Origin of the sequence: Stutzerimonas stutzeri (assembly GCF_019090095.1) — a bacterium.
In the GTDB taxonomy this organism is placed as follows: Bacteria; Pseudomonadota; Gammaproteobacteria; order Pseudomonadales; family Pseudomonadaceae; genus Stutzerimonas; species Stutzerimonas stutzeri_AN.
The window spans coordinates 1899788-1914302 of record NZ_JAGQFP010000002.1 but is presented as its reverse complement, the minus strand read 5'-3'; the positions used below and the strand labels follow the sequence as shown (position 1 = coordinate 1914302).

The window sequence follows — 14515 nt, the reverse complement described above, 5'->3', positions numbered from 1 at the left end:
GGTCTGGAGTCGGGCTTCAAACCGCCCGTCGCACTGGCCACCCAATGAAACGTCTGGAATATGGCGCCGTCAGCAATTGATGGGAGGAGGAGCAACACGCGTACCACAAAGGCTGGCTAGCGCGCTCTGCGAAGAGGATGGCGACCAGTGGTCGATTCAGAACAGCCGCAACTGCTCGAAGCCGGCGCGCAGATCGATCAGACGGACCCCGACGCCAATCAGCCGCACGGGGCGTTTGCCGCGAGCAAACGCCATGGCGAGCAAGTCGGCATAGTCCTCGAGCGCAAGGCCGGCGCCGGCCTGCTCGAGGGTAGTCTGGGTGAAATCGTGGAATTTGAGCTTGACGAAGGGCTTGCCGGGACGATAGCCGCTGTCGAGTCGCGCCATGCGCCCGGTCAGTTGTTCGAGCAGTTCCGGCAGGCGCTCCAGGCACGCGGCGAGGTCGGGCAGGTCTCGGTCATAGGTGTTCTCGACACTGACCGACTGACGCCGGCTCTCGACCTGCACTGGTCGGTCATCGATGCCATGCGCGAGGCCCCACAGCCGCTCGCCGAAGGAGCCGAACTCCTTCACCAGATCCAGCCGCCGCCAGCTGCGCAGGTCGGCACAGCTGTGGATGCCCATACGTTTGAGCTTTTCGGCCGTCACCCGCCCCACACCGTGCAACTTGGTGACCGGCAGCGACAGGACGAAGTCATCGACCTGATCAGGCGTGATCACGAACAGCCCATCAGGCTTGTTCCAGTCACTGGCGATCTTGGCCAGAAACTTGTTCGGCGCCACGCCCGCCGAGACCGTGATGCGCAACTGCTGCCAGACGCGCCGCCGGATATCCTGCGCAATGCGCGTGGCGCTGCCGGCAAAGTGCTCGCAACCGCTGACATCGAGAAAGGCTTCGTCGAGCGACAGGGGCTCGATCAGATCGGTGTAGGTGCGAAAGATGCTGTGGATCTCCCGCGAGGCTTCCTTATAGGCATCCATGCGCGGTCGCAGGATCAGCAGGTCCGGGCAGAGCTTCAACGCATGCCCCGAAGCCATCGCCGAACGCACGCCATAGGCCCGTGCCTCGTAGTTACAGGTCGCGATGACGCCGCGACGGTCGGCCAGCCCCCCGACTGCGATAGGTCGGTTCGCCAGGCTGGGGTCATCGCGCATCTCGATCGCCGCATAAAAGCAGTCGCAATCGACGTGAATGATCTTTCTGGTCGCGTTAACGGTGCTGCACTCGAGTTTGGCCGGGAAGCGCCAAGCCGTAGCGGCCAGGCGCGGCGCGCATTATCGCCGATATTCAGCTCGCCGAACCATCGACCGGATGACCGCCCGTTCCGTTTGGTTAGCTCTGCATGAAGACAGTGCCCCCGCAGCGTGCCGACAGACGGAGCGGACGAGACCTGCGCCTTCCCAACGCCATGCTAGAGCGGCTGGTCGAGCGGGCGCAGCCCCGCGGTGAAACGCCAGGCTGGCCCGCTCAGCGCTGGGCTCGAACAATACCCACAGGCTCCGGTCGGAATTAAGGCAGCCAAAGACTTGTTCACAACGACTGGAGACCGCAATGAAATTTCCCACCACCGCTATCGCAACCCTGAGCCTGCTGCTCGCCGGCAACGCCATGGCCAATCAGGACGATATGCAGCACCAGACCCACGGCGCCGCCGGCGATACCCAGGGCAGCGCGATGCAGGAGAACCATCAGCGCGCCAACACGGCTGATGTCGGCGCCAACGGCAAGAGCATGGAACGCAAGATGGAAAATGAAGTGCAGGATGATTGGCGAGAAGATGCCAAGGAGCGCCGTGACGCCGATGTCAGCAAACCGGAACAGCGCTGAGCCGAGTGGCTACAGCTCGAGGGGGTACGGCTGTACCAGCGCCTTGCCGTACCCCTCGACGAATTCTGCCGGCATTCGCTTGGGCTTGCCCGATGACAGCTGAATGCAGACGAAAGTGGTTTGCGCGCGCAAGAGGGTGATGCCGTCGATGGGCCTGATGAGCTGGAAATCCCGCCGCATCTTCAGACGCTGATCGGAATCGACGATCCAGGTCGCCAGCTGCAGGCGATCACCTTGGTAGGCCGCTGCCAGATAGTCGATCTCGTGCCTGAGCACCGCCATCGCGCGATCCAGGCGTCGATAGTCCTCCAAGCCCAGCCCCAGGCTCTGCGAATGTTGCCAGGCACACCGCTCCAACCAGGACACGTACACCGCATTGTTGGCGTGGCCCAGCTCATCGATATGCTCGGCCTCGACAGTGAAATCGATGATGAACGCGTCGGTCTGGTCCCAGATCATGCCTATCCTCGCTGTACGGTGCGCCGTCAGATTGCGGTTCTGGACTATTGGAAGCCAGATGCCGGTGGATGTCACGTACGCGGCGATCGTCTATGACAAGCCATTCAGCACGCCACATCGTTGCAACCTGATGAAGAGAACCTTCGGCACTGGCAGTAGATGAAATCGCGCGCAAAACAAAAAGGGCCATTTCGTGAGAAATGACCCTTTGATGCCCAAACCGGGCAAAAAAAATGGCGTCCCCTAGGGGACTCGAACCCCTGTTACCGCCGTGAAAGGGCGGTGTCCTAGGCCACTAGACGAAGGGGACGAAACCTTCGATGAACAGATCGCCTAACCGCTACGACCTGTCGTGGATTGGTGGAGCTAGACGGGATCGAACCGTCGACCTCTTGCATGCCATGCAAGCGCTCTCCCAGCTGAGCTATAGCCCCGGATTTAACGTCTCCCGACTCGCGCCGTGCATACGTCGCGATCTGAATAATGGCGTCCCCTAGGGGACTCGAACCCCTGTTACCGCCGTGAAAGGGCGGTGTCCTAGGCCACTAGACGAAGGGGACGCAAAGCCCTTCAAAGGCAACCGGCGTGAACCGGTGTGGCAATCGAGATTGGTGGAGCTAGACGGGATCGAACCGTCGACCTCTTGCATGCCATGCAAGCGCTCTCCCAGCTGAGCTATAGCCCCATCTCGAGGACGGGGCGCATATTAGGTGCGGGCCTGCAGGGTGTCAACGATATTTTTAACTGAGTGCCAAGATTTTTCGGCAGCAGAACAAATACTTACCGGTGACGAGCGGTACAGGACGACGTGCGCCAGCGCACGCCGCCTGGCAGCTGAGGTCAGGACATGGCCGCGAAAAGCTTTTCCCACTCCTTCACTTCTTTCTTCGATGCCCCGCCCAGCAATTCCAGCGCCTGACGCAGACGGAAGCGCGTCAGGTCCGGGCCGATGATTTCCATGGCATCGAGCACCGAGACCGAGCTCGCCTGGCCCGTGATCGAGGCGAACATCAACGGCATGACATCACGCAATTTCAGTTCGAGATGCGCAGCGACCGCATTAATGCAGTCGGTAATGCGCTCCTTGTCCCACTGGCGCAGCGCTTCGAGCTTCCACAGGGTCAGTTGCAGTACTTGGCGAACCTGGGTGGCGTCGAGCTTCTTGTGCTCGAACAATGCGGGATCGAGGTTCAACGCTCCGGAGAAGAAGAAACCGGCCAATGGTGCGATCTGACTGAAGGTCTCCACGCGCTGCTGCACATGCGGCGCGATCTGCATCATGTAGTCGGGGTTGAACGCCCACTTCTGCACGGCGGCGGCAAATTGCTCGACCGACAGCTCGCGCAGCCACTGGCCGTTGAGCCAGGACAGTTTTTCGATATCGAAGATCGGACCACCCAGTGAAACCCGGTTGATGTCGAAGTGCTCGATCATCTCGGCCAGGGTGAATTTCTCGCGCTCATCGGGCATGGACCAGCCCATGCGGCCCAAATAGTTGAGCATCGCCTCGGGCATGAAGCCCATGCGCTCATAAAAGGTGACCGAGGTCGGGTTCTTGCGCTTCGATAGCTTGCTCTTGTCCGGATTGCGCAGCAGCGGCATGTAGCACAACTGCGGCTGCTCCCAACCGAAGTACTCGTAGAGCTTGATCAGCTTCGGCGCCGATGGCAGCCACTCCTCGCCGCGCAGGACGTGAGTGATGCCCATCAGATGGTCATCTACGACGTTCGCCAGGAAATAGGTGGGCAGACCGTCGGCTTTCATCAACACCTGCATGTCCATGCGATCCCAGCCGATCTCGACCGTACCGCGCAGCATGTCGTTGACCTGGCAGACGCCTTCGCTCGGCACCTTCATCCGAACCACGTGCGACTCGCCCGCCGCAATGCGCTGCTGTGCCTCGTCGGCCGCGATGTGCATGCAATGGCCGTCGTAGCGCGGCGTTTCCTTGTTGGCCATCTGCTCGGCGCGCACCTGATCCAGACGCTCGGCGCTACAGAAGCACGGGAAGGCGTGCCCCTTGGCAACCAGCTCATCGGAGTACTTCTTGTAGATTTCGCCGCGCTCGCTCTGCCGGTAAGGCCCATGCGGCCCGCCGACATCCGGGCCCTCGTCCCACTCGATCCCCAGCCAGCGCAATGCATCGTAAATCTGTTGTTCCGATTCGCGCGTGGAGCGCAGCTGGTCGGTGTCCTCGATACGCAGGATGAACTGGCCACCGTGCTGACGAGCGAAGCAGAGATTGAACAACGCGATGTAGGCGGTGCCGACGTGCGGGTCACCGGTAGGAGATGGTGCGATGCGGGTGCGAACGGTGGTCATGATGTTCTCGGATCAATGCACAGGAAGACACACGACTGGCGGAGCCGGCTCGGTCGGCTGAGTCAGCGCGTGTAAAGGCGCGATGTTAGCAGGCGTGCCTCTACTGGCTCCACCAGGCGACCATCCGTGACTGGCAACGATTGCATCAGGAAGTCGAGAAAGGCTTTGACCTTCATCGCCTGGAAACGCCGCGATGGATAAACCGCATAGACTTCCCCGACCGGCAACTCGACGTGAGGCAAGAGCTCGACCAGGTCGCCGTCGCGCACCTCCTGGTCAGTGATCATGGTTGGCAGCACGGCAATCCCGGCCCCGGCCAGCGCTGCTTCACGGGCGAAGGTGATGTTGTTGCAACCCAGCACGCGGCGACACACCACGTTCTGCTCGACGAGCGGCCAGTAGCGCACCGGATCACGCGACAGGCTGATCGCACGGTGCGCGGCCAGGTCGGCAACCGTCGCCGGAGCACCGTGTTGCGCCAGGTAAGCCGGGCTGGCACAGAGTCGCCGCCGGGTTTCGAAGAGCTTGCGGGCGATCAAGGTGGAATCGTTCGGCTGACCCACCGCGATGACGATGTCGACGCCCTCCTCCACCGGATCGACGTATCGCGACGCCAGCTCGACCTCGGCGTTGATGTCCGGATACAGCCGCATGAAATCGCCCAGTACCCGACCCAGGATCCACTGGCCGAACTCGATCGGCGCGCAGATCCGCAGCAGGCCGGCCGGCGCCTGCTGCAGCTGCATCACCACCTGCTCGGCTTCGGCGAAATCGAGCATGATCTGCCGGCAGCGCTCGTAGTAGGCCTGACCGACCTCCGTCAGACGCAAACGCCGCGTGGTGCGGTTGATCAAGCGCACGCCGAGCCGCTCTTCGAGCTGGACGATCCGGCGGCTCACGGTGGATTTCTGCATACCCAGGCTGGCCGCCGCTTGGGTGAAGCTGTGGCACTCCACCACTCGGGTGAATATCAAGGCGTCGTCGAGGCCCATCGATTGTTCCTTGCGCGCAACAAAGTTTAGCGATTGTAACGGCTTATTACGAAACCGGAACACTGGTAGATTGTGCGGCTCACCTCTGGTCACGAGCGACGACATGCCTGCCAAGCTGCAACGCCGACTCTTCATCTTCGTCGCCCTGCTACTGCTGGTGGCAGGTGCCTTTTTCGCACACTGGTTTTTCATCGGCCGCTTCTACGAGCACACCGACAACGCCTACGTGCAAGGCGAGATCACCCGCATTTCCAGCCAACTCGCGGCGCGTATAGAACGTGTTCATGTGCAGGACAACCAGCATGTGCAGCCTGGTGATCTGCTGGTGACCCTCGAGCCCGGGGATTTCCGCCTGGCGTTGGACCAGGCCCGCGCCAACCTGGCGATCCGCGAAGCCGAGCTCGCCCAGGCCGTGAGCCGCCTCGAACAACAGACCAGCCTGATTGCCGCCAGCCAGGCGTCGGTCAGCGCAGCCCAGGCGAACCTCGAGCGCAGCCAGGTCGACCTGTCGCGCGTCGAAGCGCTGCGCAAGCCCGGCTTCGTCTCGGAAGAACGGGTCACCACCCTGTCGGCCGATGCGCGGGTCGCCCGCTCGCAGCGGCAGAAGGCTGAAGCGGACCTGGCCGCCCAGCGCCAGCAGGTCGACACCCTGCAAGCCGATGTCAAACGCCTGCAGGCACAGATCGATGGCGCACGTGCGGAAATCGAGCGAGCCGAACTGAACGTGAGTCGCACCGAAATCCGTTCGCCCATCAGCGGTATCGTCGGCCAACGCTCGGCCCGCAACGGCCAGTACGTTTCGGTCGGTGCCTATCTGATGTCGATCGTTCCCGACGAAGACATCTGGGTACAGGCCAACTTCAAGGAAACCCAGATCGGCCACATGCAGGTCGGCCAGAGCGCCGAACTGACCTTCGACACCTTCCCCGATACACCCATCGAAGGTCGAGTCGAGAGCCTCTCCCCGGCCTCGGGTGCGCAGTTCAGCCTGCTGCCCCCAGACAACGCCACGGGTAACTTCACCAAGGTGGTTCAACGCATCCCGGTCAAGCTGACCTTCGCCAGCGACAATCCACTCAAGGGGCGTATCCGTCCTGGCATGTCGGTGGACGTGAAGATCGATCTCCGTGGCCGCTGATGCGCTGATTCGGCCGGATGGCGAACCCAGCCGGCGCGACTGGATCGCGGTGATGAGCGCCATGCTTGGCGCCTTCATGGCGGTGCTGGACATCCAGATCACCAACTCGTCGCTGAAAGACATCCAGGGCGCGCTGTCCGCGACCCTGGAGGAAGGCTCGTGGATTTCGACGTCCTATCTGGTGGCGGAAATCATCATGATTCCGCTGACCGCCTGGCTGGTCCAGCTGCTCTCGGCGCGCCGGCTGGCGGTGTGGGTATCGATAGGCTTTCTGATTTCGTCGCTGCTCTGCTCCTTCGCCTGGAATCTGCAGAGCATGATCGTGTTCCGCGCGATGCAAGGCTTTACCGGCGGCGCGCTGATTCCGCTGGCCTTCACCCTCACGCTGATCAAGCTGCCCGAGCACCATCGGGCCAAGGGCATGGCACTGTTCGCCATCACCGCCACCTTCGCGCCCTCGATCGGGCCCACCCTGGGTGGCTGGCTCACCGAAAACTGGGGCTGGGAGTACATCTTCTACATCAACGTGCCGCCCGGCCTGGTGATGATTGCCGGCCTGCTGTACGGCCTGGAAAAGAAACCACCGCACTGGGAGCTGCTGAAAAGTACCGACTATGCGGGCATCGTCACCTTGGCCATGGGACTCGGTTGTCTGCAGGTGTTTCTCGAGGAGGGTCATCGCAAGGACTGGCTGGAGTCGACACTGATCGTCCAGCTGGGCTCGGTGGCACTGGTCAGCCTGATCCTGTTCGTCATTCTGCAGCTGTCGCGCCCCAATCCGCTGATCAACCTGGGCATCCTGCGCGAACGCAACTTCGGCCTAACCAGCATCGCAAGCCTGGGTATGGGGCTTGGGCTCTACGGCTCCATCTACCTGTTGCCGCTGTATCTGGCGCAGATCCAGGACTACAACGCCCTGCAGATTGGCCAGGTGATCATGTGGATGGGCATCCCGCAGCTGTTCCTGATCCCGTTGGTGCCCAAGCTGATGAAGGTCATCGCGCCCAAGTGGCTTTGCGCCGCGGGCTTTGCCCTCTTTGGCCTGTCCAGCTTTGCCTCCGGCGCGCTCAATCCCGACTTCGCGGGGGACCAGTTCCACCCTATCCAGATCATCCGCGCGCTGGGCCAGCCAATGATCATGGTCACCGTCTCGCTGATCGCCACCGCCTACGTCCAGCCACAGGACGCTGGCTCGGCGTCGAGCCTGTTCAACATTCTGCGCAACCTTGGCGGCGCCATCGGCATCGCGCTGCTGGCCACGCTGCTCGACAGCCGCGCCAAGGTCTACTTCGACTACTTGCGCGAATCGGTGGTACCGAGCAATCCGGCCGTAGCCGAGCGCCTGACCATGCTGACCCAGCAATTGGGCAGCGAGCAGGCGGCGCTCGGAAGGCTCAGCGAGATCACGCATCAGCAGGCCATGATCATGGCCTACAACGATGCATTCCATTTCGTTGGCATAGCGCTCGCCGTAAGCATGGTTGCGGTACTGCTCACCCGCCCGTTACCGCAAAACACCCAGGCCGGCGCCGGCGGGCACTGAGCAAAACACCCGCACGCCCGTTTCATGTAGGAGCAGGTTCTGCCTGCGACCGCCACAGCGCCCGGCACTCCAGTCGCAGGCAGAGCCACCTCCTACAGATCGTGCAGACCGCCACCCACGCACCCGCACGCCCGTTGTAGGAGCAGGTTCTACCTGCGACCGCCACAGCGCCCGGCACTCCAGTCGCAGGCAGAGCCAGCTCCTACAGATCGTGCAGACCGCCACCCACGCACCCGCACGCCCGCTTCATGTAGGAGCAGGTTCTACCTGCGACCGCCACAGCGCCCGGCACTCCAGTCGCAGGCAGAGCCTGCTCCTACAGATCGGTGCAGACCGCCACCCACGCACCCGCACGCCCGCTTCATGTAGGAGCAGGTTCTACCTGCGACCGCCACAGCGCCCGGCACTCCAGTCGCAGGCAGAGCCTGCTCCTACAGGTTAGTGCAGACCCGTCACTACGAGCGGGTCAGAGCCAGACCGCATCCCATAACGGGTAGTCGCCCACCCGCTGAACCAAACCGGCGCGCAAGGGGTTGGCGATGACATAGCGTGCAATGGCGCGGATATCGTCTTCCCGGCGGATGGCCCGATCATGGAAGCCGCGCTGCCAGAGCTGTCCGCTGCGCCTTAGCGATGCGTTGACGGCCTTGGCGCTGCGGGACTTCACGCGCATCACAACCGCATCGAGCCGTTGCTCGCCGAGTTCGAAAAGCCAGTGGAAATGATCGGGCATCACGACGAAGGCGAGCGAACGAAGCCCGCCATCGGTATCCGCCGCACGCATCTGGTCGACCACCAGGCGGCCGAAACCCCAGTCCGTGAAGTGCGGCTCTCGCGCCTGAGTCACAGCCGTGACGAGGTAGATCCGGCCTGGCTCCGAATATCGCCCACGCCGCAGGCTCCTGGCGCCCGGTTTGATGTCTCGCATGTCCCTTGCTCCTTTTTCTGCCTTCCTGGCTCCCACTATCGGTACAGTCCGCCCACACGCTTTGTTCGTGTAGGAGCAGGTTTTACCTGCGACAGAGGCCACCACCCCTGCCCACGTTGGTCGCAGGCAGAGCCTGCTCCTACAGATTGTGAAGGCCGACCCAAACACCCGCACACCCGCTCCATGTAGGAGCAGGTTCTACCTGCGACAGAGGCCACCACCCCTGCCCACGTTGGTCGCAGGCAGAGCCTGCTCCTACAGCCGCTACACCTGCAGCAGGCGCTCGCGTAGCTTGTGGATTTCATCGCGGGTCTGCGCGGCGGCTTCGAATTCGAGGTCGCGCGCATAGGCGAGCATCTTCTCTTCCAACTGGCGGATCCGTTTGGTGATCTCGCTGGGCGAGCGCAGTTCGTTCTCGTAGCGCGCGGCCTCCTCCGCTGCTTTGGCTTCGCCGCGGCGTTTCTTGCTGCGCGACCCCGGTACGGTAGCGCCCTCGAGAATGTCCTTCACATCCTTGAACACGCCCTGAGGCACGATGCCGTTGGCTTCGTTGAAGGCGATCTGCTTGTTGCGCCGGCGCTCGGTTTCGCCGATGGCGCGCTCCATCGAGCCGGTCATGTTGTCGGCATAGAGAATCGCGCGCCCGTTGAGGTTGCGCGCCGCGCGGCCGATGGTCTGAATGAGCGAGCGCTCGGAGCGCAGGAACCCTTCCTTGTCCGCATCGAGAATGGCCACCAGCGACACCTCCGGCATGTCCAGACCTTCGCGCAGCAGGTTGATGCCCACCAGCACGTCGAACACACCCAGGCGCAGGTCGCGGATGATCTCGACACGCTCCACCGTATCGATGTCGGAATGCAGATAACGCACCCGGACCCCGTGATCGCCCAGGTAGTCGGTCAGATCCTCGGCCATGCGCTTGGTCAGCGTGGTGACCAGTACCCGCTCCTCCTTGGCCACGCACTTGTTGATTTCCGAGAGCAGATCGTCGACCTGGGTCAGCGCAGGTCGAATCTCCACCTGAGGGTCCACCAAGCCGGTAGGCCGTACCACCTGTTCGATCACACGCCCCGAATGCTCGGCCTCGTATGGCCCGGGAGTCGCCGAGACGAAAATCGTCTGCGGACTGATCGCCTCCCATTCATCGAAGCGCATGGGCCGGTTGTCCAGCGCCGAGGGCAGGCGGAAGCCGTATTCGACCAGCGTTTCCTTGCGGGATCGGTCGCCTTTGTACATGGCGCCGACTTGCGGGACGCTGACGTGGGACTCGTCGATCACCAGCAATGCATCAGCCGGCAGATAGTCGTACAGCGTGGGGGGGGCCTCACCCGACGCGCGTCCGGACAGGTAGCGTGAGTAGTTCTCGATGCCGTTGCAGTAGCCCAGCTCCATGATCATTTCCAGATCGAAGCGGGTGCGTTGTTCCAATCGCTGCGCCTCCACCAGCTTGTTGTTACTACGCAGGAAATCGAGGCGTTCCTTGAGCTCCGCCTTGATGTTCTCGATAGCGTCGAGCAGGGTCTCGCGCGGTGTCACGTAGTGGCTCTTGGGGTAGAAGGTAAAGCGCGGCAGTTTGCGAATCACCTCACCGGTCAGCGGGTCGAACGCGGACAGGCTTTCCACTTCGTCGTCGAACAGCTCGATGCGGATCGCCTCCAGATCGGATTCGGCCGGGAAGACATCGATGACGTCGCCGCGCACCCGGAACGTCGCCCGGGCGAAGTCCATGTCGTTGCGGGTGTATTGCAGGCCCGTGAGCCGGCGCAACAACTCGCGCTGATCGAGCCGGTCGCCGCGATCCACATGCAGCACCATCTTCAAATACGACTGCGGATCGCCCAGGCCGTAGATGCAGGAAACGGTGGTGACGATGATCGCATCCGGCCGCTCCAGCAGCGCCTTGGTCGCCGACAACCGCATCTGCTCGATGTGATCGTTGATCGAGGCATCCTTTTCGATGAAGGTGTCCGATGACGGCACGTAGGCTTCGGGCTGGTAGTAGTCGTAGTAGGAAACGAAATACTCCACCGCGTTGTTCGGGAAAAACGCCTTGAACTCGCCATACAGCTGAGCGGCCAGCGTCTTGTTCGGCGCCAGCACCAGCGTCGGGCGCTGCACGTGGGCGATGACGTTGGCGATGCTGAAGGTCTTGCCGGAGCCCGTCACACCGAGCAGGGTCTGATGCGACAACCCCGCCTCGATGCCCTCGATCATCTGCCGGATCGCTTCAGGCTGGTCCCCGGCGGGCTTGAAGCGCGTGACCAATTCGAACTTCGACATATCGACCTCTTCAAATAGCGTGACGACTCGAAAGCCGAACGGTGGTGCTGATCCGTCGCGGACAAGGCGAACGGCTGACGTGGCCCTTTCAATGCGGTCGCCCCCGACGATATCAAGTGCCCAACCGGACAGACAGACGAAGCAAGGTGAGATCGCAACCAGGCGGGCGTGAATCGGTAAGAAAAAACCGCCCTAGCATATCGCGACGCAACCGTCGGCCCGCTATACTCTTGCCCCGTTTGCGCACCGCCCTCAGCGCGAAGCGAGGGTGCTGCATCAGCCACCTCCTCTCTTCGAGCTTCCCCACCATGAGTTTGTTCTCCGCTGTCGAAATGGCGCCGCGCGATCCGATCCTCGGCCTCAATGAAGCCTTCAATGCCGACACCCGGCAGAACAAGGTCAACCTGGGGGTTGGCGTCTACTACAACGAAGAAGGTCGAATTCCGCTGCTGCGCGCCGTTGCAGCCGCCGAGATGGCGCGCCTGGAGCTCAACGCCCCGCGTGGCTATCTGCCGATCGAGGGCATCGCCAGCTATGACATGGCCGTGCAAGGTTTGCTGTTCGGCGCTGACTCGGCGCTGGTCGCCGACGGTCGAGTGGTGACCACCCAGGCCCTGGGCGGCACTGGCGCACTGAAGATCGGCGCGGATTTCCTCAAGCGCATGCTGCCCGACGCCGTCGTGGCGATCACCAATCCCAGCTGGGAAAACCACCGCGCCCTGTTCGAGTCTGCCGGTTTTCCGGTACAGAACTACCGCTACTACGACGCAGCCAGCCACGGGATCGACCGCGCCGGCCTGCTCGAGGATCTGAAGAACCTGCCGCCCCGCTCGATCGTCGTGCTGCATGCCTGCTGCCACAACCCGACCGGCGTCGACTTGCAACCCGAGGACTGGCAGCACATCCTCGACGTACTGCGCGCCAATGATCACGTGCCGTTCATCGACATTGCCTACCAAGGCTTTGGCGACAGCATCGAGGAAGACGCCGCTGCAGTCCGCCTGTTCGCCGAATCGGGCATGAGCTTCTTCGTCTCCAGTTCGTTCTCCAAGTCGTTCTCGCTCTATGGCGAGCGTGTCGGCGCCCTGTCGATGGTCACGCAGAACCGCGACGAGTCGGCGCGCGTGCTGTCGCAGATCAAACGCGTGATTCGCACCAACTACTCCAACCCGCCGACGCACGGCGCTACTGTGGTTTCCGCCGTACTGAACAGTCCGGAGCTGCGTGCGATGTGGGAAACCGAGCTTGGCGAGATGCGCACTCGCATCCAGGACATGCGCCTGAGCATGGTTCGCAAACTGGCTGAAAAGGGCGCCAAACAGGACTTCAGCTTCGTCGCCAAGCAGCGCGGAATGTTCTCCTACTCGGGACTCTCCGCAGCACAGGTCGAGCGCCTGCGCGTCGAATTCGGCGTCTACGCGATCGGTACCGGGCGCATCTGCGCCGCCGCGCTGAACCACAGCAATCTGGACCATGTCACCGACGCCATCGTCCAGGTCCTCTGATCCGCAAGGGGTTGACTTCCCCTTAACAAACAGTAGGATACGCACCGCTGTTCCGCGATAGCTCAGTCGGTAGAGCAAATGACTGTTAATCATTGGGTCCCTGGTTCGAGTCCAGGTCGCGGAGCCAACTTCAAAGCCTCAGGTGAACACCTGGGGCTTTTTTGTATCCGCCGGACGCTCACCAGGGACTGTGTCCCAGGTTATTCGCTTCGCTCACCCCTTCGGGGCCGCGCTGAAGCGCGTTCTGCTGCGCAGTCGAGTCCAGGTCGCGGAGCCAACTTCAAAGCCTCAGGTGAAAACCTGGGGCTTTTTTGTATCCGCCGGACGCTCACCAGGGACTGTGTCCCAGGTTATTCGCTTCGCTCACCCCTTCGGGGCCGCGCTGAAGCGCGTTCTGCTGCGCAGTCGAGTCCAGGTCGCGGAGCCAACTTCAAAGCCTCAGATGAAAACCTGGGGATTTTTTGTATCCGCCGGACTCTCACCAGGGACTGTGTCCCAGGTTATTCGGTGAGCTGCCCTCCCTTTGTACCGCCTCGATCAGGCTATCTCGCGCAGCCAGGCCAACAGATCGGCCTGCGGGCCGCAGGTTTGCAAAGGTTGCGGCGACAGCAGACAGTAGCGTGAGCCATCTTCGACGAACCCCAGCGGGGCGACCAGCACGCCACTGTGCAGATCGTCACGCACCAAGTGCCAGGGGCCGATGGCGACGCCCAGACCGGCGACAGCCGCTTGCAAACTGAAGAAAAAATGATCGAAGGTCTGCCCTGGCGCCTCGGGAAAGCGCCGACCCGCCGCCAAGGCCCAGTCCTGCCACGCCGACGGCCGTGTCCGGGCGTGAAGGCAAGGCGCACCGGCCTGCAACGCTTCACCGTCGCACTCCCGGCGAAGCCAGAGCGCCGCCTTGTCCGGCCGACAGACCGGGCCAACCCGCTCTACGAACAACGGCTCGGCATGGTAGTTGCCAGGCCACCGGAAATCGTTACGACGGATCGCCAGGTCGATCCCGTCCGCGAAGGAGAACGGTCCGCCGCCAGCGACCAGATGCACCTCAATCCCCGGATGCCTGGCCTGGAAGTCCGGCCAGCGAGGAATAAGCCATCGCATCAGCAACGTGGGTTCGCAAGACAATACCCAGCGCCGTGCCTGGCGACTACTGGCGCGCAGTTCTGCAACAGCCTGCCGCATCAGGCCAAAGCCCCCGCTCACCGCCCGCGCCAGGGTACGCCCGGAGTCGGTCAGGAGCACACGACGACCACGCCGTTCGAACAGCGTCACGCCCAGTTCATCTTCGAGTAGGCGCACAGCCCGGCTGACCGCCCCATGGGTCAGGTGCAACTCATCGGCGGCGCGGCTGAAATTCTCCAGGCGAGCCGCGACTTCGAAGCAACGCAGCGCCAGTAACGAGGGTAGAGGCCGAATGGCGGCTTGTGAGCCTGTCTCACCAACACTGTCAGAAAACATCGTTATTCACCCAGAAGCACCTTGGCTAGCATCCTGTTTCTCTCCACCAGCCGACAGGA

11 protein-coding genes and 5 tRNA genes are annotated in these 14515 nt (G+C 62.4%); 5 read left to right on the top strand and 11 right to left on the bottom strand.

The window, feature by feature from the left end; genetic code table 11:
- Window positions 1–156 precede the first annotated feature (156 nt).
- Window positions 157–1263, bottom strand: coding sequence for a DNA polymerase IV (gene dinB, locus KVO92_RS18560; protein ID WP_217477301.1), 1107 nt, complete (start codon window positions 1261–1263; stop codon window positions 157–159).
- A gap of 289 nt (window positions 1264–1552) precedes the next feature.
- Here dinB and KVO92_RS18555 point away from each other — a divergent pair, with 289 nt between their 5' ends.
- On the top strand, window positions 1553–1828 hold the full coding sequence (locus KVO92_RS18555) for a hypothetical protein (RefSeq protein WP_217476988.1): 276 nt from the start codon (window positions 1553–1555) through the stop codon (window positions 1826–1828).
- Window positions 1829–1837: 9 nt separating this feature from the next.
- Here the strand turns inward: KVO92_RS18555 and KVO92_RS18550 are convergent, their stop codons facing one another.
- The 7 genes from KVO92_RS18550 to KVO92_RS18520 all read right to left on the bottom strand — a co-directional run bounded on the left by KVO92_RS18550 (window position 1838) and on the right by KVO92_RS18520 (window position 5601).
- Window positions 1838–2287, bottom strand: a complete 450-nt coding sequence (locus KVO92_RS18550; protein WP_217476987.1) for an acyl-CoA thioesterase — start codon at window positions 2285–2287, stop codon at window positions 1838–1840.
- A 234-nt stretch (window positions 2288–2521) separates the two neighbouring features.
- Window positions 2522–2597: transfer RNA gene (locus KVO92_RS18545), tRNA-Glu, on the bottom strand.
- A 48-nt stretch (window positions 2598–2645) separates the two neighbouring features.
- Window positions 2646–2721, bottom strand: a tRNA-Ala gene (locus KVO92_RS18540).
- A 50-nt stretch (window positions 2722–2771) separates the two neighbouring features.
- A tRNA-Glu gene (locus tag KVO92_RS18535) sits at window positions 2772–2847 on the bottom strand.
- Between the two features lie 49 nt (window positions 2848–2896).
- Window positions 2897–2972, bottom strand: a tRNA-Ala gene (locus tag KVO92_RS18530).
- A 155-nt stretch (window positions 2973–3127) separates the two neighbouring features.
- Window positions 3128–4609, bottom strand: coding sequence for a glutamate--tRNA ligase (gene gltX / locus KVO92_RS18525; RefSeq protein WP_217476986.1), 1482 nt, complete (start codon window positions 4607–4609; stop codon window positions 3128–3130).
- Between the two features lie 62 nt (window positions 4610–4671).
- A complete protein-coding gene (locus tag KVO92_RS18520; RefSeq protein WP_217476985.1) occupies window positions 4672–5601 on the bottom strand; it encodes a LysR family transcriptional regulator in 930 nt (309 codons plus the stop codon).
- 103 nt (window positions 5602–5704) lie between these two features.
- On the opposite strand from KVO92_RS18520, the gene KVO92_RS18515 reads away from it, so the two are divergent.
- Window positions 5705–6739 (top strand): HlyD family secretion protein, encoded by a 1035-nt coding sequence (locus KVO92_RS18515; RefSeq protein ID WP_217476984.1) that lies wholly within the window; start codon window positions 5705–5707, stop codon window positions 6737–6739.
- Window positions 6729–8282 (top strand): MDR family MFS transporter, encoded by a 1554-nt coding sequence (locus KVO92_RS18510; protein WP_336512651.1) that lies wholly within the window; start codon window positions 6729–6731, stop codon window positions 8280–8282. Before KVO92_RS18515 ends, KVO92_RS18510 begins: the two co-directional genes overlap by 11 nt.
- Before the next feature lie 466 nt (window positions 8283–8748).
- On the opposite strand, the gene KVO92_RS18505 is transcribed toward KVO92_RS18510, so the two are convergent.
- Both KVO92_RS18505 and uvrB read right to left on the bottom strand, forming a co-directional pair.
- Window positions 8749–9210, bottom strand: a complete 462-nt coding sequence (locus KVO92_RS18505; protein ID WP_217476983.1) for an REP-associated tyrosine transposase — start codon at window positions 9208–9210, stop codon at window positions 8749–8751.
- 264 nt (window positions 9211–9474) lie between these two features.
- Window positions 9475–11490 carry an excinuclease ABC subunit UvrB gene (gene uvrB, locus KVO92_RS18500; RefSeq protein WP_217476982.1) on the bottom strand — a complete coding sequence of 672 codons (2016 nt, stop codon included), beginning with the start codon at window positions 11488–11490 and terminating at the stop codon, window positions 9475–9477.
- 308 nt (window positions 11491–11798) lie between these two features.
- On the opposite strand from uvrB, the gene KVO92_RS18495 reads away from it, so the two are divergent.
- Both KVO92_RS18495 and KVO92_RS18490 read left to right on the top strand, forming a co-directional pair.
- Window positions 11799–12995, top strand: a complete 1197-nt coding sequence (locus KVO92_RS18495) for an amino acid aminotransferase (RefSeq protein WP_217476981.1) — start codon at window positions 11799–11801, stop codon at window positions 12993–12995.
- A gap of 51 nt (window positions 12996–13046) precedes the next feature.
- Window positions 13047–13122: transfer RNA gene (locus KVO92_RS18490), tRNA-Asn, on the top strand.
- Window positions 13123–13532: 410 nt separating this feature from the next.
- Here the strand turns inward: KVO92_RS18490 and KVO92_RS18485 are convergent.
- Window positions 13533–14456: a LysR family transcriptional regulator gene (locus KVO92_RS18485; RefSeq protein ID WP_217476980.1), complete on the bottom strand. Its 924-nt coding sequence runs from the start codon at window positions 14454–14456 to the stop codon at window positions 13533–13535.
- Window positions 14457–14515: the final 59 nt, after the last annotated feature.

Coding starts and splice junctions, on each gene's coding strand:
- KVO92_RS18555 (WP_217476988.1), top strand. CDS start 1,553: ATGAAATTTCCCACCACCGCTATCGCAACCCTGAGCCTGCTGCTCGCC.
- KVO92_RS18550 (WP_217476987.1), bottom strand. CDS start 2,287: ATGATCTGGGACCAGACCGACGCGTTCATCATCGATTTCACTGTCGAG.
- gltX (WP_217476986.1), bottom strand. CDS start 4,609: ATGACCACCGTTCGCACCCGCATCGCACCATCTCCTACCGGTGACCCG.
- KVO92_RS18520 (WP_217476985.1), bottom strand. CDS start 5,601: ATGGGCCTCGACGACGCCTTGATATTCACCCGAGTGGTGGAGTGCCAC.
- KVO92_RS18515 (WP_217476984.1), top strand. CDS start 5,705: ATGCCTGCCAAGCTGCAACGCCGACTCTTCATCTTCGTCGCCCTGCTA.
- KVO92_RS18505 (WP_217476983.1), bottom strand. CDS start 9,210: ATGCGAGACATCAAACCGGGCGCCAGGAGCCTGCGGCGTGGGCGATAT.
- uvrB (WP_217476982.1), bottom strand. CDS start 11,490: ATGTCGAAGTTCGAATTGGTCACGCGCTTCAAGCCCGCCGGGGACCAG.
- KVO92_RS18495 (WP_217476981.1), top strand. CDS start 11,799: ATGAGTTTGTTCTCCGCTGTCGAAATGGCGCCGCGCGATCCGATCCTC.
- KVO92_RS18485 (WP_217476980.1), bottom strand. CDS start 14,456: ATGTTTTCTGACAGTGTTGGTGAGACAGGCTCACAAGCCGCCATTCGG.